We start from the raw sequence: 18,908 nt of genomic DNA, 5'->3' as shown, positions 1-18,908 counted from the left end.
ATAAATACTTACCCGATTACAACACAAATATCGTTCTTCCAGAGGCCGGATAATTGTCCTGAAAGCAGAAAAAATTGTCCTGGAAGCAGAATATTTTCAGGCCTGATAGTATTTAAACAAAGCGGCTTGAGTATAGCTGAAGAGTACGTGAAGAGTACCTGAAGTATAGGAGAAGAGAAGGAGAAGAAGGAGAATATCGTATTGGAGTTGTCACGTCCTAAAATAGGTTTACACCCTAGTGAGATAATCCGGATTAAGGTTTACACCTATAGTAGTTAATCCGTATAATGGTTTACAGTTCCAAAGATTAGAAAAAAGAGAATCTATTACTACTATTATTATAGTTTTTCTTTTTTTGCTTCTTTTTTTCTTTTTGCAATCCACGTGGATATGTGGATAAGCTATGTGGGGCCTGGGGTGGAAGCGCTTGCCGATTCCTTTTGTCGCCACCTCATGGCCATTTTACCCCGTTGTTGATGTGCTTGTCCTGGAGTAAGATAATTACAGCTACTGTGCGGTCGCTGTTGATTGTAGATGGTGATAACCTTGTCTACATGCGCTACGGCTGCCAGGTAGCTGTCAAAACACTTGTCCAGTCCAAATTCTGCTTTAAGTATGCCATTGACCCTTTCGGCAATCGCGTTTTCATAAGGATCCCCCTTTTCTGTCATACTGATGCTGATTTTCTCATTTTGCAACAGGGCGGTGTAGGCGTCACTACAATATTGAATACCGCGGTCAGAGTGATGGATCAGTAGCGTAGAGCGCTGTATGCGCCCCGCTAAAGCCATATCCAAGGCTTGACCAGGACCTTCTTTCTGAAGCGTAGGATACAGACAGTAGCCTACTATTTTACGGGAATAGGCATCTGTTACCAGACTTAGATAACTAAACCCATTGTGTTGCCTGATGTAGGTGATATCACTGACCCATAGCTGTTCGGGACGCACTACTTCCAGTTCCCGTATTAGATTCGGGTACTTTTTAAACCGGTGATTGGAGTTCGTTGTGTAAATCTTGCGTCGTTTACGCCGGCGCACCAACAATCCGTGATTAGCCAGCAGGTCAAAGAGGCCATCACGGCCAATTATAATACCATGGCCAGATAATGGCGCTGCCAGCAAATGGTAGAGTTTACGGGTGCCGATACGTGGCATTTGATCCCGGATTTCTTTAACCCGCTTGATGATCAGCTCCTGCGCCATATCATCCTGCTTATCGCTTTTTTGTTGCTTATAATAAGCCTGACGGCTTTTACCAAACAGTCTGCACAGCCCTCTCAGTCCGGCCGAAGGGCTATACTCCTTCACTCGCCGGACGGTTTGGTACCAGTCTTTTTTCGCAGGTCAATGTCGTATTTTTCTTTAGCAATATCAACCAGTGTTTCTAAAGCTAACTCCTTCATTTTCAAATACTCCACTTCCTTTTTTAGTGCGGCCAATTGCTTTTTAAGCTCCGCTTGCTCTTGCTGCTCTTCAGGTGTCATGTCAATCTCTCCAATTGTGGTTATAACCGCAATATCGCCCCCAAATTGCTTTTTCCAATCACGTACGTGATAACTTTTTAAACCGAATTTGACAGCCACCTGCGATATGCTGAGGTTTCCAGTCTCGTATTCCCGAACTACCATCCGCCTAAATGATTCTTCATAGGCTGAACGTTTACCCATAACTCCCTTACGGCCTTCAATTTTTCGTTTTTTCATCAGTTTACAGTTTGCGGGTGTAAACTTTTTTCAGGACAAGACAGTGGAACCTGGTCGCCCCTCGTTGTTACAACTGCTGAAGGGAGTGACACAACGACAGTTGATCAGGGAACCGGTGCTGGTCCACTACTATATATCTGCAAACACTTCTTAACGGCCTCGTAAAAACGGCTGAACTCCACTGGCTTTACCAGGTACTCTGAAGCGCCTGCTGCCAGCACGGCTGCTTTATCGTCGCTAAAGGCATCGGCAGATACGGCTATGACGGGCACCCGGCTTAACACCGGGTCGCTACGCAGTGCGGCCAGTACTTCGCGGCCGCTCATGAGGGGCATGTGCATATCGAGTATAATGAGGTGCGGTGCCTGTGTGGCAGCGGCGGCCATGCCTTCGGCGCCGTTGTCGGTCATTACTGCGGCGAGGCCCATACTGGCGAAGTAACCGCGCATCATTACCTGGTTAATTTTGTCGTCTTCCATCACGAGGATCTTCATTCCTTCCGGCAGGCGGTCTATATTCATCCTGCTTTTACGGAAACCTGCGCCTCCCTGCTCCTGCATGAGCGGTAGTGCCACCCTGAAACTGGTACCCTGGCCGGGCACACTGCTTACGTAAATGTTACCACCCAGCAAACGCGCTTTACTGCGGGCTATGGAAAGTCCGAGGCCGCTCCCGCCGTAGGTGTGATAAACGTAATCTTCCGCCTGCTCAAAAGGCTGAAATATCAGTTCCAGTTTATCGGCAGCAATGCCCATACCCTCATCCGTTACCAGCAGGCTCCAGGTGCCACCGGTTTCCAGGCGGCATTGTACCAGCACCTTCTTTTGTTCGGGGGTAAACTTAATGGCGTTGGTCACCAGGTTGTTTACGATTTGTGTGAGGTGGGCGCGGTCGGCCTTAATTACGCTGGGCAGGTGAGTATCAATGGCCAGCTGTAACTCCACGCCTTTCATACGGGCAGCGGTTTCGTATACACTTACGGTATTGTGCAGCCATTCGCGCAGTACGAAAGGTTCCGGTATCACCACATCAGTTTTACCGGCTTCTATTTTGGCCAGCTCCAGCACATTACTGATAATGCCGAGCAAACTATGACTGCTGGCGTATATGTTACGCACCAGCCCCGCTGCAGGCTGCAGGCTGTCCTCCATATGGTCATCGTGCAGCAACAGATGGCTCATGCCTATAATGGCATTTAGCGGATTCCTTATCTCATGGCTTATTTCACGTAAAAAGCGCGACTTCGCATGATTGGCACTTTCAGCCTGCTCCTTTGCATGGGCCAGGCGTTGATGCGCATCTTCAAGTGCGGAGAGGTTCTTTTCCAGCTCTATATCTTTTAACTGCAACTGGCTGTGTGACACCTGCAGGCCTGTAAGCGCCAGTTCCAGTTCGCGCGTACGCGACAATACCTCCTGCTCCAGTTGCTGATTGTAATTTTCGAGGCGGTGATACGCATCTTTTAACTGCACTTCTTTCACTACCAGTGTTTCCCGACTTTTTTGTAATGCCTTGTTGCGCACCCCCAATTCTGCCAGTAAACTGTCGATGTTACGCTGGTGAAAGTTGATGATGAGAAAATTGAGCAACAATATAACGGCCATGATCAGCCAGCGAAATACAAGTATTACCTGGTTAGACAGTGGTAGGGCAGGATAGGTGTCGTAGTAGTAATTTGCTTCCAGCAACACCAGGCACACCACAGGCAAAAACACGCATACAAGGCTCACAGCGCGCTCTTTCCGGTTGAACAACACCAATGGCATGCCTATCAGGAAAAGTCCAAGTAACGACACCTCTGCACCCTTCCCCAACAGCACGCCGTAATACAGCAGCAGGCAACAAAACACGAACGACAAACTGAATTTTGCCGTTGTGTAATAGCCCTGCCTGTTTAAAAGCAGTACGCCTATAAAACCTGTAACAAAAACGAGTATCGCGTAAAAAATAACCCATTCGCCCGACAGGAGCGATAACACTATCCCATACAAAAATGCTAATAAGGCCGTAAGAAAGCTAAAGGAGTTAACGACCATTATTTTGCGGGCGTTGCCCTCTTCTGTTTGGGGTGTTAATCCGGTTTTCTTTATACTATTTAGCCAATGGCTTAACATACAAAGAGTATATGTTTTAATGGTTTGGCTGCCCTTACCTGATTACCGGCAACAGCAGCACATGAATAAAATATCTTGTCCTGAATTCGTTAGTTAAAGCAACAGCGCTATCATCACTACATACGTGGTTGTATTCAACTTTCAATAAAATATGGTCCTGCGCCTCTTTACTAAACAATTAAAGATGCTGAATGTTCTCTGCTACGTTCCTGAACTGAATGCCTCCGATGAAGATCGGCCACCATTATAACGTTCATATTTTATAAACTTCCATAAAACTGCAATCTCTGCAACTGAGCCGCTAAGTTAAAAACCAGTTTATTCGGTAATTGTTAAACATTTGTTATCACACTAACATGTTATGCCTAAAATAAGCAAAAACGGCCGGTAGAATACCAGCCGCTTGTACACAATTTAACTTGAACATTCAACTTGTAGAGAATAATTCAATAAAACAGTTAAGACGAATTGAATGTATACAGAAAGGCCGCGCCAGACTGTTAAACTAATGTTATCACACAAAAATGTTAGTATTTTAGCTTGCGGTAAAAATGAAACCCCGGTAAGGACTTACCAGGGCTTTACCATTTAACCTAACTATATGCTGTAACAGCAACTAGTATTTTTGATGCCCGAAGGCGAATGTTTTTAATCAATACGGGCACTTCTAAGCAGAAGTTGCCAGCAGTTAAGACTCAATTTGTCAACGGAGGTTTAATTCATTTGAAATATTTTTTTATCAGCCATTGCCCGGCTGTAAGATTCAACCTAATTTGGCAGTATGAACCGCATAGACCGCCTCACCGCCATACTCATACAACTCCAGGGAAAACGGGTTGTAAAAGCCGCCGAAATAGCCGAGCGGTTCGAGATAAGCCTGCGTACGGTTTACCGCGATGTGAAGGCTTTACAGGAGTCGGGCGTGCCTATCGGTGCCGAAGCGGGCACGGGTTATTACATTGTAGACGGCTATCACCTGCCGCCTATTATGTTCAATAAAGAAGAGGCGGCGGCGCTGCTTACGGGCGAGAAGCTCATGGAAAAGTTCGGCGACCGTTCCAGCGAGAAACTCTTTAGCTCTGCTATGCAAAAGATAAGAGCGGTATTACGCAACAGCGATAAGGACTACCTGGAGTCGCTGGAATCGAGCATTGAAGTATTTCCCCATGGCCGCGGGCAGGAGCCGGAAAATGGCTTCCCTAACCGCTTTTTAAGTGACATACAGCAGGCGGTTGGTATGCAAAAGGTCATTGCAATGGACTACTATACTTACCACAACAATACCGTCAACCGCCGCGAAGCGGAACCTGTAGGCGTTTTTTATGCAGGCAACAGCTGGCACCTCATTGCTTTTTGCAGGCTGCGTAAAGACTACCGCGACTTCCGTATCGATCGTATTAAGTCGCTTACCATACTCGACATCAGTTATAAAAAAACGGCCCACCTTAACCTGCGCGAATACCTGGAGCAGAACCATAACCCGGAAATGCCATTTGAAGTGAAGGTGCGTTTTTCCAAAGGCGTGGCCCGTTACATCCAGGAACGTAAGTATTACCTGGGGTTTGTGGAAGAAAAGGATTTGGGCAGTCGTGTAGAAATGACATTCAGGACCGGCTCGCTCGAGTACTTTGGTCAATGGCTGCTGATGTTCTCCCACGAAGTGGAAATCCTGAGCCCGGAATCACTGCATGGCGTCATGAAATCGCTGGCACAGGGCGTTTTTCAACATTATCACCCCTAAATTTCGCTTTTCTTATTTCCTGCTGACATAAGGTTGTCACCCTGCAATAGAACATTTGTAGTAAAATCTATTGACATGACGAACCTTGATATGACCAAAACTTCCCAACGTTACTATAAGGCTGGTCCCCGCCCCGAGCTGGTAACCATACCAGCCGGCCGTTTCCTGACGATAGAGGGCAAGGGTACGCCCGAAGCGCCGGTGTTTGGCAAAGCCATTGCCGCCCTGTTTGCCATTGCTTACAGTATTCGCGCCATCCATAAACAGCAGGGGCAAGTTTTTACGGTACCAAAACTGGAAGGACAGTGGTGGTTAAACGTAAACAAACCGTTCAAAGATGTGAGCCGCGATGAGTGGTTCTGGAAGCTGCTGGTGCAGATGCCGGCGTTTGTGACTGCAGGCGATCATCGCCAGGCAATAGCACTGGCTGTTCAAAAGAAGGAGATCCCTTTACTGGCAGATGTGAAGTTTGAAACCATGGAAGATGGCCTTTCCGTACAAATGCTGCATACCGGGCCTTATACGGAGGAAGAAGAAACGCTTCAGAAGCTGCGGGACTATATGGAGCAACATCACCTGGTACAAAACGGGCTGCATCATGAAGTATATATTTCAGACCCTCGCAGAACGGCACCGGAGAAATTACGTACTATACTGAGATTACCGGTTAAATGAGGATACAAAGAAAAAGGCCGCTCCACCAGGAACGGCCTTTCTAATATCTTTATTAGCGGGAAATCAATCTTTATTGCCATCTACAATACCCAGCAGTTCGATCGCCTGTTGTGCAGCAATCTGGCTGGCGTCTTTTTTATTAAAGGCTTTGCCACTGCAAACCATTTCTCCGTCTATCATCGCTCCTACTGTGAAAATACGGCGGCCGTTATCCATTTGTTCTTCCAGCAGTTCAAACTCCAGGGTTTTGCCATTTTTATTGGCCCAACCGTACAGTTTGTTCTTATGGTTCATTTCAACGGTTTCCAGCGCTTCCAGGTCGATGTACGGCACCAGTATACGTTTGTGTACGAAACGTTTGGTTTCGTTATAACCTTTATCGAGGTAAACGGCTCCTACCAGGGCTTCGAGTGTGTTACCGAAAATCTGGCTTATTTTAAGAAAGCTGTTATACTTATCGTAGATGGTAAGTTTGCGCAGCCCCATTTTGATCGCAATATCGTTTAACTGCTGACGGTTAACGATTTTCGAGCGCATCTCGGTGAGGTAGCCCTCGGTTTTATACGGATATTTTTTAAAAAGATAATCTCCTATGATGGCTCCCAATATGGCATCGCCGAGGTACTCCAGCCGCTCATTGCTTTCGAGAAACTTCTCTTTGCTGGAACGGTGGCTAAGGGCTACTTCGTACAAAGGATAATTGCCAGGGGCAAAGCCCAGTAAATTATAAAGGTCTTTGTAGAGTTGCTTTTTCCTGTAGACGAATCGATATAAGAAACCTGGAAGTATTTTCACACAATCAAGGAACAAATTTTTTGAAAATAACCGAGGCATTGTGCCCACCAAACCCAAAGGTATTACTTAATGCGGCCCTTACCTCGCGTTTTTGCGCTACGTTAAAGGTAAAGTTAAGTTTTGGATCCAGCTGGGGGTCGTCTGTAAAGTGGTTAATGGTAGGCGGAACAAGACCATGAATGATAGACATGATGGCAGCAATGGACTCTACGGCCCCGGCTGCCCCCAATAGGTGCCCTGTCATGGATTTGGTACTGCTGATGTTGAGCTTGTAAGCTGCTTCACCGAACACTTGCTGTATTGCCTTTACTTCCGCCACATCGCCCAGGGGCGTAGAGGTACCGTGTACGTTAATGTAATCAATGTCCTCTGGCTGCATTCCTGCATCGGCCAGCGTGGCTTTCATTACATTCCTGGCGCCCAGTCCTTCCGGATGTGGTGCAGTAAGGTGGTAAGCATCGGCGGTTGCGCCGCCGCCCATGATCTCCGCATGGATTTTAGCCCCGCGCGCCATGGCATGTTCGTAAGATTCCAACACGATCGCTCCTGCCCCTTCGCCCATTACAAAACCATCACGGTCCAGGTCAAAAGGCCTGGATGCGGTTTTAGGATCATCGTTTCTCTCCGACAAAGCCTTCATGGCGTTAAATCCGCCAACACAAGGTTCGTTGATGATGTTTTCTGATCCACCGGTTACGATCACGTCCGCTTTATTATAGCGGATGTGGTTCATAGCCTCAATAATGGCATTAGTTGCTGAAGCACACGCTGATACACAGGAGAAGTTAGGTCCGCGGAACCCATTACGAATAGAAATGTATCCGGCCGCAATGTCGAGGATAAGCCTGGGAATCAGAAAAGGGCTGAAACGTGGTGTTCCATCCCCCTGGTGAAATTCCCTTAACTCATGAGTGAAGTTGATCATTCCTCCAACCCCGGTCCCCCAAATCACACCAACACGGTCCACATCTACCGTGTTACGGTCGATCCTGGCATCTGCCACTGCCTGGTCGGCAGCAATAACAGCGGTTTGTGTGAAAGGGTCCATCTTACGAGCGTCCTTCTTATCCATGAAATTGGTAGGATCGAAGTCTTTTAGCTCGCAGGCAAAACGGGTCTTGAACTTGGAAGGATCAAACTGCCTGATAAAATCGGCACCCGAGACACCGCTCGCCAATCCCTGCCAGTAAGAATCTACGGAATTGCCGAGCGGCGTCAGCGCACCTAAACCTGTAACGACTACTCGTCTTGGTTGCATTAAAACAGTTCTGAGTTAGTTGGATTATTTTACGTGTTCTTCCAGGTAAGCTACAGCCTGGCCAACAGTAGTGATAGTTTCAGCTTGTTCGTCAGGAATGGAAATGTTGAATTCTTTCTCGAATTCCATGATCAGTTCTACCGTATCCAAAGAGTCTGCGCCTAAGTCATTGGTGAAGCTGGCTTCAGGAGTTACCTCGGCCTCGTCAACGCCTAATTTGTCAATAATGATCTTTTTAACTCTTGATGCAATGTCTGACATAATTTTAAGTGTTTTTGGTTTAAAACTTGACTGCAAAAATATACTTTTTATTGAATTGCCAAGGCTCAGTGCAAATTTTAACCGAGAATTTGCTTTACTCATTCTTTTTTTTCAGCGTATATCCACGACAGTAAAGACTTTCCGGCAATACTTGCTAATTCATGAAAACGCGTATAGCCGAATATTATCGATGGCAAACCCGGTAGTTCCACCCTCTTTTCATATCAAATACCGGTCCGGCCAGTCCTTCTCCCCGGTAATGCCCGGCTCCCCATTCACCCGTCTTTAGAACCACTTAACCATAATAACCTGTTTATAATGGACGCCGTCAACCTCATTTACTAAATTTGTCCAGATGGGAAAAGAAGTAACTTAACATCACAGTTCCCGTTTACCAAACAACTATAGAGAAACATCAAATTTCACGCACGCTATTTGACCTGATACTAAAACAGAACCTTACAGACTAATTATATAACCACACATGCGTAATAAGACCTTAAGAACAGTATTATTGATTACTGTAGTGGCGGTGGCCGCATTTTTTATTTACCGGGCCGTATCCGGTGGTAAAAAGAAAGAACCAGCTGCCGCAGCAGCCCGCGGTACTGCCCGCGCTGTATTATCCGACGCCATTGTAACCAAAACAGTGAAACTCGACCAGACGATCGAAGCCAGCGGCACCCTGCAGAGCAACGAAGAAGTACAATTGCAACCTGAAATCAGCGGACGCATCACCAATATATATTTTAAAGAAGGAGCCTACGTAACTAAAGGTACTGTACTGGTAAAACTCTTCGATGGCGATATCAAAGCCCAGTTGCAAAAACTGAAACTGCAGCAGGAACTCTCACAAACTACCCTGAAACGCCAGGAAAACCTGTTGAAGATCAATGGCATCAGTCAGCAGGATGTAGACGTAACCGCCAACCAGGTAAGCGCTTACGGGGCCGATATGGAATATAATAAGGTACAACTTCAAAAAACGGAGATCCGCGCGCCCTTTAGTGGCACCATCGGTTTAAGGAACGTGAGCGAAGGCGCCATCGTATCTCCCACCACTATTATGACCACGCTACAGCAGTTAGATCCGTTGAAGATCGACTTCGCCGTTCCTGAAAAGTACCGTAACGCCGTAAAGAAAGGAGATATCGTTTCTTTTAAAGTGGCCGGCGACCTGGAAGATTACCAGGGCAGCATCTATGCCATTGATCCCAAAATCGACCTGGCTACGCGTACGGTGAAACTCCGCGCCATCCTGCCGAATAAAAACGGCAAACTGTTCCCAGGCTCTTTCGTTAAAACTATTATCTCATTAAAAGATATTCCTGACGCTATCATGATACCGACCCAGGCTGTTATTCCTGGCACCCGCGATAAAAAGGTGATAGTGGCAGACAGCGGTAAGGCGAAGTTTGTAACCGTAGAAACAGGCATCAGGGACAAAGACAACATACAGATTACCAGCGGACTGCAGATCGGCGATACCGTAATTATCAGCGGCATACAGCAATTGAAGCCTGGCAGCGTGATCCAGTATAACAAAGTGCAGTAAGACGTCTAAAAAAAATTACCATGAGTTTACCTTCCATATCCCTCCAGCGACCGGTTTTTGCGATAGTAATGAATATCATTATTATCATCTTCGGCGTGGTGGGCTTTACCTTCCTGGGTATACGCGACTTCCCGGCTATCGATCCGCCGGTGGTGAACGTACGTACCTCGTACCCGGGCGCCAACTCAGACATTATTGAAACGCAGATCACTGAACCGCTGGAAAAGGCGATTAACGGTGTTGCGGGTATTAAGAATATATCTTCCCTCAGCAGCCAGGGCAGCAGTAATATTACGGTGGAATTTGAACTCGGTGAAGACCTGGAAGCGGCTACCAACGATGTGCGCGATAAAGTTTCGCAGGCACAACGCTCGCTGCCCGACGACCTGGATGCCCCGCCCGTAGTAAGTAAAGCGGATGCCAACTCAGACGCCATCCTGTCGATGACAGTGCAAAGCAGCACCCGCAACCAGTTGGAAATTACGGAGTACGCCACCAACGTACTGCTCGAAAAACTGCAAACGATCCCCGGCGTATCTACCATCCAGATATGGGGCGAAAAGAAATATGCCATGCGCATATGGATGGACCCTGCCAAATTATCTTCCTTCAGCCTCACCCCCGGCGATGTGCAACAGGCACTGCTGCGCGAGAACGTGGAACTGCCTTCGGGAAAGATAGCGGGCAATGCTACGGAATTAACGGTACGTACCTTCGGCCGCCTCGATACGGAAGATGAATTCAATGAACTGATCATCAAAAATGTAAATGGTAGTGAAATCCGGTTACGTGATGTTGGTTCGGCGGTACTGGGGCCCGAGAATGAAGAAACAATGCTGAAAGAATCGGGCATCCCGATGATCGCACTGGCACTTATTCCGCAGCCCGGTTCTAACTACGTGGCTATTGCGGATGAGTTCTACAAACGTTTCGGCGATCTTAAATCGGAACTGCCGGAGGATTTTAAGGTGAATATCGCTCTCGATAATACGGTGTTCATTAAACGCTCTATCGAGGAAGTGGAGGAAACGCTGGTGATATCGCTGGTGCTGGTGGTAATTATTATATACCTGTTCTTCCGCGACTGGCTAATGGCTATCCGTCCGCTGGCGGATATCCCGGTGTCGCTGATCGGTGCGTTCTTTATTATGTACGTGCTGGGCTTTACCATCAACATTCTTACCCTGCTGGCAATTGTACTGGCCATTGGGCTGGTGGTGGATGATGGTATTGTGGTAACGGAAAACATCTATAAAAAGATCGAAGCCGGACTGCCACGTATGCGTGCCGCCAAAGAAGGATCGGAAGAGATTTTCTTCGCCGTAATCGCAACCTCCATTACACTCGCATTCGTGTTCTTACCCATCATCTTCTTACAGGGTTTCGTAGGGCAACTGTTCCGGGAGTTCGGGATCGTGGTGGCCGGTGCGGTATTGATATCGGCCTTCGTATCACTTACGCTTACACCGGTACTGAACGTGAAGATGGCGCGCAAAACACATACACACTCTAAGTTCTATCTTAAAACAGAACCGTTCTTCCGCTGGATGGAGGATGGTTATAAATCTTCACTGGAGAAATTCATGAAGGTGAAATGGGTGGGCATCGTTATTATTGTAGGCTGCCTGGGTATGATGTACTTCCTCTTCCGCAACCTGCAATCGGAGCTGGCGCCTATGGAAGACCGCAGCACATTCCGCCTGTCGGTTACCGCGCCTGAAGGTACTTCGTACGATTATATGCAGAACTATGTAGACCAGCTCTCGCAGTTCATGATTGATTCCATTCCTGAAAAAGAAATTGTACTCACCGTTACCGCACCAGGCTTCTCTGGCGCAGGTTCTGTAAACTCGGCCTTTGCCAACGTACGCCTCACCGATCCGAAAGACCGTACGCGTTCGCAGAAGGAAATTGTGAACATGGTGAACCGTAACATGTACCAGTTACCACAGGGTAAAGTGTTCGCCATCGAGCAGCAAACGATACAGGTTGGCCGCCGCCAGGGACTGCCGGTTGCGTTCGTACTACAGAATATCAACTTTGAAAAACTGGCCACGGTTATTCCGCGCTTTGTGGAAGAAGCGAATAACAACCCGGTTTTCCAGGGTGTGGACGTAGACCTTAAGTTCAACAAACCGGAACTGCGTATTCATATTAATCGTGAAAAGGCGACGGAGCTGGGCGTATCCGTAGCTGATATCTCCCAAACCCTGCAACTGGCGTTAAGTAACCAGCGTTACGGCTTCTTCGTCCGCAATGGTAAACAGTACCAGGTAATGGGCCAGGTGTTCCGCAACGACCGCGACGATCCTAACGACCTGCAGAATATTTATGTACGTAACGCCGCCGGCGAAGCCATACAGCTGGATAACCTGGTAAGTATTACGGAAGAAACCAGTCCGCCGGTTATTTACCATTACAACCGTTACAAATCGGCTACTATTTCCGCGAACGTAGCTCCGGGTAAAACCATCGGCGACGGTATTGCCGAAATGTATAACATCTATAACAAGCTGCAAAAGGAAAAGGTGATAGACGATACATTTAACACCGCCCTCTCCGGCTCTTCGCGCGACTATGCAGAAAGTGGTTCTAATACCATGTTCGCGCTGGGACTGGCATTGGTACTCATTTACCTTGTACTGGCCGCCCAGTTCGAAAGCTGGATCGATCCGCTGATTATCATGCTTACGGTGCCGCTGGCCTTTGCGGGCGCCTTCCTCTCGCTCACTATATTCGGGCAAACATGGAACATCTTCTCACAAATCGGGGTGATCATGCTGATAGGCCTTGTAACTAAAAATGGTATCCTGATCGTGGAGTTCGCGAACCATAAAAGGGATGAGGGGTTGAAGAAAGATAATGCTGCCGTGGAAGGTGCTTCTATGCGTTTACGCCCCATCCTGATGACCAGCCTCGCGATGGCACTTGGTGCATTACCGATCGCCATGTCGTTAGGCGCGGCGGCTACCAGCCGTATTCCGCTCGGTATCGTAATTGTAGGTGGTATTATGTTCTCGCTGGTGCTTACGCTGTATGTAATTCCGGCCATGTACGCAATGATGTCGCGCAGGAAAAAGAACTCGGAGTTCGAAGATGCAATAGCTGAAGAAAAAGAGGAATCGGAAGCAGAAGCCGCCATTGCTCACGCATAAATGAACAAAAGACCGGCGGCTTGTTCGCCGGCATATATATAAACATGAAGCTGATTAAAATCTCCTTTACCGTTACACTCCTGCTTTGCTGCCTTACCAGCGTAAAAGCACAACAGGTGTTAACGCTGGAACAGGCCATAGACCTGGCGCTGAAAAGCAATTACGACATCAGGCTGGCTAAAAACGATGCAGAGGTAGCAGCGAACGATTATGCGTACCGGAACTTCGCCTTCTTTCCTACGCTGAACGCCACGGCCGCAAAAGCCTGGACCACCAGCGCCATCAAACAGGAGTTGGCCAATGGTAATAAACGCGATACCGCCGGCATTAAAAACCAGAACCTGAACGCAGCCATCAACCTTAACTGGACGTTGTTCGATGGTCTAAAAATGTTCGCTACCCGCCAACGCGTAGAAGGCATTAAAGTACTCGGCGAACTGTCGGTAAAAACGCAGATCGTGAACACAATGGCGGCGGTTATTAACGGTTACTATAACATATCGCAGCAGAAGCAACAACTGCGCGCACTCTCTGAACAAATGTCTATTTCGGACGAAAGGGTGAAACTATCCGATGCCAAGTTCCAAACGGGGCTGGCCCCGAAAACAGACTGGCTGCAGGCAAAGGTGGACTTCAATGCACAGAAGGCCGCGCACCTGCGCCAGCAAACACTCATTGTACAGGCTAAGGCCTCACTTAACCAGTTGATGGGCGTGGAAACAGCGAGCGTTGGATATGATGTTACCGACAGCATCCCCGTTAATCTTTCGCTGGCATATGGCACTATGCGCGAGGGCATCGATACAATCAACGCGGATATTAAAGTGGCTGAGCAGAACATCCTGATATCGGAACTGGCGCTTAAAGAACGTAAGGCCGAACTGTTCCCGGTGATATCTTTTAACTCTGCCTATAACTTTAACCGTACACGCGCCAACGCTGCTACCAACCAGTTCAGCACGATCTTTAACCAGAACCGTGGCCTCAACTATGGCTTCTCTGCCACGGTGCCCATCTTCAACGGCTTTAATAAACAACGCGAAATAAAGGCAGCAAAACTCGATGTTGCTTACCAGCAACTGTCGCTGGACAACCGCCGCTCGCAGGTAAACCTGTCGCTGAACAATGCTTTTAAAGACTATGAATACTTCAAACTAGCCCTGGAACTGGAAGAGGAAAACCTCGGCCTGGCTAAAGAGAATGTGGTGGTAGCGCTCGAACGTTTCCGCCAGGGTGTATCGACCACTCTGGAACTGAAGGAAGCGCAGCAGAGCCTGGAAGAATCTTACAACCGGCTTATACAGGCCCGATATAACACCAAGCTGGCCGAAACAGAGCTGCTTCGCTTACGCGGCGATTTACTCAGATAAATAAACGGAACTCCTATAAAATAAAAACGTCCCGGCCATGGCCTGGGACGTTTTTTCATTATGGCAATTACTTATTTTGATGCCGTTGTATCGGGCAAATCTTCTTTCTTCATAAAGCTCTTTTTATCCTGCTGGTACTTTTCAAATGACTTTTTGATGAACAGCAACAGGTCGTACTCCGTGCTTTCTTCCAGAAACTGGTAGCTGGGCCGGTATCTCAGCATAAAACTGTCCAGCTCATTCCCATCTAACTTCGTCATGCGGTTTACCAGTTCGGGCGAATAGCGGTGATCTACATAATTCTCCTTCTCCCAATATTCAAGCTGACCACGGAAAGCCTCTTTACGTTTACGCGTTTTATTAGGTATCAGGTAAGTGAGCGCCGTAACGGGGTTAGCAGGTAACGTACGGAAAAAGTCGCCCGCCGTTGGCTTTTTATAGTTGAAGTATTTATCGTATTCGGCCCTGGTAGCTGCGGAGTCGCGTTGGTAATTACGACCCCGAACGGCAACACCGCCCAGGTTGAACATCTGCCTTTTAAGGGAAATATTGAGGGTAGCGGAAATAGCCGGTACAATGAGATCGTATTTAATATACCCCACCATGGTGAACTCCAGCGTATCGCCGGGATCGGCCTGTATGAAGAAGCGGCCGGTTTCATTACTGATAGCGCCGTACTTGCCCTTTACTGCCCAAATGCTCACCGACGCCAGGCCCTGGTGAGAGTCAGCATCTTCTACCATGCCCGAAATCCTAACCTGGGCGGTAGATTGCTGCATAGCCAGGACTAACAACAATAACGGTGCTGTGATATATCTGATCAGAAAATGCTTCATACAATCTTCCAAATTTAGGTTTCCATAGGCAAATGAAAAGTTAAAAGTTTCCATCTGTCAACTGGTTAGGCACATTTTTGCTGGAGTTTTATACTTTTACATATGCCTCAAAAAATAATCTTTTCAACACAACGCTACGCCTATCTGAAAGAAAATATCCTGGCGGTCACCAACTGGGAAAACGGTCAGATGGACATTACGGACTTCCCGGACGGGGAACACTATCACCGTATAACCAGCAACGTTAGCGGTAAGGAAGTGATCATTATAGGCGGCACTATCGATGATGGCGAAACGCTGGAACTGTTCGACCTGGCCAATGGCTGCGTGCAGCTCGGGGCTTTGTCGCTCAACATGGTCATCCCTTACTTCGGTTACTCCACGATGGAGCGTGCTGTTAAATACGGTGAAATCGTAAAAGCCAAAAACCGCGCCATCCTCTTTTCCTCACTGCCAGCCACTTCCACGGGTAATAAGGTGATCATGATCGACCTGCATGCCGATGGTATTTCTTATTACTTCGAGAGCAAAATAAGGCCGGTACACCTGTATGGTAAAGACTTTGTAAAAGAGGCGGCCCTGGAAATAGCCAATGGCCAGGACTTTGTATTGGCCAGTACCGATGCAGGCCGCGCCAAGTGGGTAGAGTCGCTGGCTAACGACCTGCACGTAATGCCGGCCTTTGTGTTTAAGAAAAGAATATCTGGCGAGGAAACGCACATTACTGCCATCAGCGCCAATGTGAAGGATAAACTGGTGATTATTTATGACGATATGATCCGTACCGGCGGCTCTTTACTGCATGCGGCCGAATCGTACCTGCAGGCGGGTGCAAAAGAAATTGCCGTGATCACCACACATGGTATTTTTGCAGGCAAGGGATTTGATAAGATAAAAAACAGCGGCCTTATCAGCCGGGTAGTTTGTACCGACACGCATCCTAATGCGTTGCAAATCAAAGACCCGATGTTAACTGTCCGTTCTGTTAATAAATTGATCGTGGACTATTTCGAGGCAATTCATCAGTAATTTTAGTATATGTTTTCGTTACGCATCATAGAATACGGGAGTGGCGACTACCAGTTGATGGTATCCCTGCGCGACGCCATACTACGCAGGCCGCTCGGGCTTACCTTTTCCGAAGAGTATCTGCAACAGGAAATTAATGATACGCTTATCGGCTGCTTCACACGTGAAAAAGGGAAGGGGGAAATCATTATCGGTTGCTGTATACTCACTCCGGTGAACACTAACACCCTGCAACTGCGGCAAATGGCGGTGGAGAAGTCGTACCAGGGCCAGGGTATTGGTAATAGTGTGCTGGAGTTTGCGGAACAGCAGGCCAAAACGAAATCGTATACCCGTTTAATGATGCATGCACGTAAAGAAGCGGTAGGCTTCTACGAACGGCAGGGTTACACGATTGATGGCGATGAGTTTGTGGAGGTGAACATCCCTCACTATGAAATGAGTAAACAGTTATAACTACCGGCTCACATCGTAACTGGAAAACTTGGCTTTCAGCAATTCCCTGAAGTTATGCGCGGCATCTTCAGTTTCGAAGGCACTAACCGGTATCAGGAAAAACGATTTCGTGTCGCGGTAAAGAAAAAAGAACGTAGGTGTTTCCACGATCTGTGAGAAACTGCTCCAGTTCAGCGGCCGGTCGCCTACCTGTGTACCAATGGTCATTTCCCGCTCGTTATAACCCAGGCGGATCGATTCCTTAAATGTTTGCGATTTATTGTACACAGAAATTGGCAGCAGGAACCAGAATGCGCAGCCTATTACCAATATCATGGCTACTATGCCCATGAGTGCGGCAATATTTACAAGGTTAAACACATATCCTGCAAGAGTGGCTAACAGAAGAATGGCAAACGTGTTTCGGAACACTTTTATCTCGCCTCTTCTCAAGAAATGAAAACGCAATGCATTAATAACGTCGTGCCTGTTGTACCTGAACTGTATGTGCATTTGCGTGTGTCACATGGTTTATTTTGATGTATTAATAGGCATTGGTGCCTCTACGTCGTCGCAAACGGTAACGGGTGCGAGTTTCTTCTGAACAGAAGATTGTTTGTCGCCCAGTGCTTCTTCGCTAAGACCGGGAAAGTTCTTTTTAATGAACTGGAAGTATTGTTGTAATGCCTTAGGATCTATCTTAAAAGGTGCCGCCATGCTCTGGAACTGAGCGCCTGTACTAGCCTGGCTGCTATTGATCTTTGTTTCGTTCTGCAGGTACCATTTGTACAGCCCTACCACCGCCTTTTCCATATCGGTATCGTCTACCTTCACCACCTCGTGCGGCATCGACCAGATGAAGTCCTCGAAACGGTTCGATTTCACCGTCTTCGAAGCTGTGCTCGTCGTAGTCGCTGCAGCCGTAGCCGTAGGACCGCCCTTTTCATTGTTGTTCCCTTTATCGCCATTATTGGCGACCCCGTCGCCCGGGCCCGGTACAACAGCAGTGCGATAGCTTTCGGCTGACGCTGATGCGGCTGTAACCGTAGCGATTGACAGCAATAACAACAGCTTTTTCATATGGGTAATACTTTTGTGCCTTAAAAATAGTAAATAAAAACAAGTTTTCCACATTTTGAGGAGCAGCCAGTCCAAATAATTTGCCCCCTTCAACCATTTCGTCCGCACGCTATTTAACGTAGTGTTTGCTTATATATTATAAATCATGGGACAAGCTTTTCTAATTCCGTTCAGCCGCCGTTGGGGTCACTCACTTCAGCGGCAACAACTTTATGGGGCGGTAAAGGATGTATATTTAGCGATCATTCCAAAAAGTGTCGCAATCACACCCGCCGGCCCTAAAACCGTCTCACCGTCCGCTCACCGTCCGCTCATCTGCCGCTCAGGTGCCGTCGAGGTTATATCCATGTCGTATCTATCTTCCTTGTTAGTACCTGCATAAAAAACAAAAGCAATGGGCGAACCATTGCTTTCGAGAGTCATTTTACGGTGCATGAAGATTCACGCGGTGTAGGAATATTTTTGGTTTTTCATAGGACAGTAACCATATAAAAATTAATACATGGCAAATATATTGATATTTGGATAAATGTAATACGTGTATGACTGAAATAGCCAAACATTAAATAAAAGGCTTATAAATGACGATCATCTAAATAAGAGGTCGCTTTTTAGATATAATATAAATAAATTGAATAATGTGACTGTGGAAAGAGGGAAACATTTTCTGAGGATGAGTTCCTTTTTACATCCATTATGCCAAAATACGCGGGAAATTAACAAACGGAGGCATCGTAAACGATGTTAATATATAAGACTAACTGAGCATTAAGTTCGAAAGTGATTTTTGTAAAAAGAAGGAATGTTTGGGTAGTGAGTTGGGCTCTTCTTTGTAAACCCTTTACAGGAGCCGGATCGGGAGTTGAGGGAAAAAGAAAAGGGCACTTAGAAAAGCGCCC

16 protein-coding genes are annotated in these 18,908 nt (G+C 47.2%); 7 read left to right on the top strand and 9 right to left on the bottom strand.

Features of this window, described 5'->3' with window-relative positions; translation table 11 throughout:
* Positions 1 to 401: 401 nt before the first annotated feature.
* The 3 genes from QZT80_RS10795 to QZT80_RS10785 form a co-directional block, all read right to left on the bottom strand.
* Entirely contained in the window at positions 402 to 1,310 is a 909-nt protein-coding gene (locus QZT80_RS10795) for an IS3 family transposase (RefSeq protein WP_295121597.1), read from the bottom strand.
* Positions 1,307 to 1,705 (bottom strand): transposase, encoded by a 399-nt coding sequence (locus QZT80_RS10790; RefSeq protein WP_295121595.1) that lies wholly within the window; start codon positions 1,703 to 1,705, stop codon positions 1,307 to 1,309. Before QZT80_RS10790 ends, QZT80_RS10795 begins: the two co-directional genes overlap by 4 nt.
* A 104-nt stretch (positions 1,706 to 1,809) precedes the next feature.
* Positions 1,810 to 3,819 (bottom strand): ATP-binding protein, encoded by a 2,010-nt coding sequence (locus QZT80_RS10785; protein WP_295121593.1) that lies wholly within the window; start codon positions 3,817 to 3,819, stop codon positions 1,810 to 1,812.
* A gap of 781 nt (positions 3,820 to 4,600) precedes the next feature.
* Between QZT80_RS10785 and QZT80_RS10780 the strand changes: the two genes are divergently transcribed.
* Together QZT80_RS10780 and QZT80_RS10775 are read left to right on the top strand one after the other, a co-directional pair.
* Positions 4,601 to 5,560, top strand: coding sequence for a YafY family protein (locus QZT80_RS10780; RefSeq protein WP_295121591.1), 960 nt, complete (start codon positions 4,601 to 4,603; stop codon positions 5,558 to 5,560).
* A 75-nt stretch (positions 5,561 to 5,635) separates the two neighbouring features.
* On the top strand, positions 5,636 to 6,235 hold the full coding sequence (locus tag QZT80_RS10775; protein WP_295121589.1) for a GyrI-like domain-containing protein: 600 nt from the start codon (positions 5,636 to 5,638) through the stop codon (positions 6,233 to 6,235).
* 63 nt (positions 6,236 to 6,298) lie between these two features.
* Here the strand turns inward: QZT80_RS10775 and rnc are convergent, their stop codons facing one another.
* The 3 genes from rnc to QZT80_RS10760 are packed head-to-tail and all read right to left on the bottom strand — an operon-like array spanning position 6,299 to position 8,549.
* Positions 6,299 to 7,030 (bottom strand): ribonuclease III, encoded by a 732-nt coding sequence (gene rnc, locus QZT80_RS10770; RefSeq protein WP_295121587.1) that lies wholly within the window; start codon positions 7,028 to 7,030, stop codon positions 6,299 to 6,301.
* Positions 7,031 to 7,034: 4 nt separating this feature from the next.
* Positions 7,035 to 8,288, bottom strand: a complete 1,254-nt coding sequence (gene fabF, locus QZT80_RS10765) for a beta-ketoacyl-ACP synthase II (RefSeq protein WP_295121586.1) — start codon at positions 8,286 to 8,288, stop codon at positions 7,035 to 7,037.
* Positions 8,289 to 8,312: 24 nt separating this feature from the next.
* Positions 8,313 to 8,549, bottom strand: a complete 237-nt coding sequence (locus QZT80_RS10760) for an acyl carrier protein (protein ID WP_012788038.1) — start codon at positions 8,547 to 8,549, stop codon at positions 8,313 to 8,315.
* A 484-nt stretch (positions 8,550 to 9,033) separates the two neighbouring features.
* Between QZT80_RS10760 and QZT80_RS10755 the strand changes: the two genes are divergently transcribed.
* From QZT80_RS10755 to QZT80_RS10745, 3 genes are read left to right on the top strand one after another with little or no spacing between them, the layout of a single operon-like run.
* Positions 9,034 to 10,104, top strand: a complete 1,071-nt coding sequence (locus tag QZT80_RS10755; protein ID WP_295121578.1) for an efflux RND transporter periplasmic adaptor subunit — start codon at positions 9,034 to 9,036, stop codon at positions 10,102 to 10,104.
* A 20-nt stretch (positions 10,105 to 10,124) separates the two neighbouring features.
* Complete coding sequence (locus tag QZT80_RS10750) at positions 10,125 to 13,259, top strand: efflux RND transporter permease subunit (RefSeq protein ID WP_295121577.1); 3,135 nt, start codon at positions 10,125 to 10,127, stop codon at positions 13,257 to 13,259.
* A 44-nt stretch (positions 13,260 to 13,303) separates the two neighbouring features.
* Positions 13,304 to 14,629, top strand: coding sequence for a TolC family protein (locus QZT80_RS10745; protein WP_295121575.1), 1,326 nt, complete (start codon positions 13,304 to 13,306; stop codon positions 14,627 to 14,629).
* Between the two features lie 71 nt (positions 14,630 to 14,700).
* Here QZT80_RS10745 and QZT80_RS10740 read toward each other — a convergent pair whose 3' ends face one another.
* The gene (locus QZT80_RS10740) at positions 14,701 to 15,465 is read right to left on the bottom strand and encodes a carboxypeptidase-like regulatory domain-containing protein (RefSeq protein WP_295121572.1); all 765 of its coding nucleotides are present in this window, start codon (positions 15,463 to 15,465) and stop codon (positions 14,701 to 14,703) included.
* A gap of 102 nt (positions 15,466 to 15,567) precedes the next feature.
* On the opposite strand from QZT80_RS10740, the gene prs reads away from it, so the two are divergent.
* Complete coding sequence (gene prs, locus QZT80_RS10735; protein WP_295121570.1) at positions 15,568 to 16,494, top strand: ribose-phosphate diphosphokinase; 927 nt, start codon at positions 15,568 to 15,570, stop codon at positions 16,492 to 16,494.
* Between the two features lie 9 nt (positions 16,495 to 16,503).
* Positions 16,504 to 16,950 (top strand): GNAT family N-acetyltransferase, encoded by a 447-nt coding sequence (locus QZT80_RS10730; protein WP_295121569.1) that lies wholly within the window; start codon positions 16,504 to 16,506, stop codon positions 16,948 to 16,950.
* On the opposite strand, the gene QZT80_RS10725 is transcribed toward QZT80_RS10730, so the two are convergent.
* Both QZT80_RS10725 and QZT80_RS10720 read right to left on the bottom strand, forming a co-directional pair.
* Entirely contained in the window at positions 16,951 to 17,442 is a 492-nt protein-coding gene (locus QZT80_RS10725; protein WP_295121568.1) for a YcxB family protein, read from the bottom strand.
* Between the two features lie 18 nt (positions 17,443 to 17,460).
* Entirely contained in the window at positions 17,461 to 18,009 is a 549-nt protein-coding gene (locus tag QZT80_RS10720; protein ID WP_295121567.1) for a hypothetical protein, read from the bottom strand.
* Positions 18,010 to 18,908 lie beyond the last annotated feature (899 nt).

Source organism: uncultured Chitinophaga sp. (genome assembly GCF_902168175.1).
Taxonomy (GTDB): Bacteria; Bacteroidota; Bacteroidia; order Chitinophagales; family Chitinophagaceae; genus Chitinophaga.
This window is presented reverse-complemented; position numbering and strand designations above follow the sequence as displayed.

What these genes read in the sequence shown, in the direction of transcription:
- QZT80_RS10790 (WP_295121595.1), bottom strand. Translation starts at nt 1,705, where the DNA reads ATGAAAAAACGAAAAATTGAAGGCCGTAAGGGAGTTATGGGTAAACGT.
- QZT80_RS10785 (WP_295121593.1), bottom strand. Translation starts at nt 3,819, where the DNA reads ATGTTAAGCCATTGGCTAAATAGTATAAAGAAAACCGGATTAACACCC.
- QZT80_RS10780 (WP_295121591.1), top strand. Translation starts at nt 4,601, where the DNA reads ATGAACCGCATAGACCGCCTCACCGCCATACTCATACAACTCCAGGGA.
- QZT80_RS10775 (WP_295121589.1), top strand. Translation starts at nt 5,636, where the DNA reads ATGACGAACCTTGATATGACCAAAACTTCCCAACGTTACTATAAGGCT.
- fabF (WP_295121586.1), bottom strand. Translation starts at nt 8,288, where the DNA reads ATGCAACCAAGACGAGTAGTCGTTACAGGTTTAGGTGCGCTGACGCCG.
- QZT80_RS10760 (WP_012788038.1), bottom strand. Translation starts at nt 8,549, where the DNA reads ATGTCAGACATTGCATCAAGAGTTAAAAAGATCATTATTGACAAATTA.
- QZT80_RS10755 (WP_295121578.1), top strand. Translation starts at nt 9,034, where the DNA reads ATGCGTAATAAGACCTTAAGAACAGTATTATTGATTACTGTAGTGGCG.
- QZT80_RS10750 (WP_295121577.1), top strand. Translation starts at nt 10,125, where the DNA reads ATGAGTTTACCTTCCATATCCCTCCAGCGACCGGTTTTTGCGATAGTA.
- QZT80_RS10745 (WP_295121575.1), top strand. Translation starts at nt 13,304, where the DNA reads ATGAAGCTGATTAAAATCTCCTTTACCGTTACACTCCTGCTTTGCTGC.
- QZT80_RS10740 (WP_295121572.1), bottom strand. Translation starts at nt 15,465, where the DNA reads ATGAAGCATTTTCTGATCAGATATATCACAGCACCGTTATTGTTGTTA.
- prs (WP_295121570.1), top strand. Translation starts at nt 15,568, where the DNA reads ATGCCTCAAAAAATAATCTTTTCAACACAACGCTACGCCTATCTGAAA.
- QZT80_RS10730 (WP_295121569.1), top strand. Translation starts at nt 16,504, where the DNA reads ATGTTTTCGTTACGCATCATAGAATACGGGAGTGGCGACTACCAGTTG.
- QZT80_RS10725 (WP_295121568.1), bottom strand. Translation starts at nt 17,442, where the DNA reads ATGCACATACAGTTCAGGTACAACAGGCACGACGTTATTAATGCATTG.
- QZT80_RS10720 (WP_295121567.1), bottom strand. Translation starts at nt 18,009, where the DNA reads ATGAAAAAGCTGTTGTTATTGCTGTCAATCGCTACGGTTACAGCCGCA.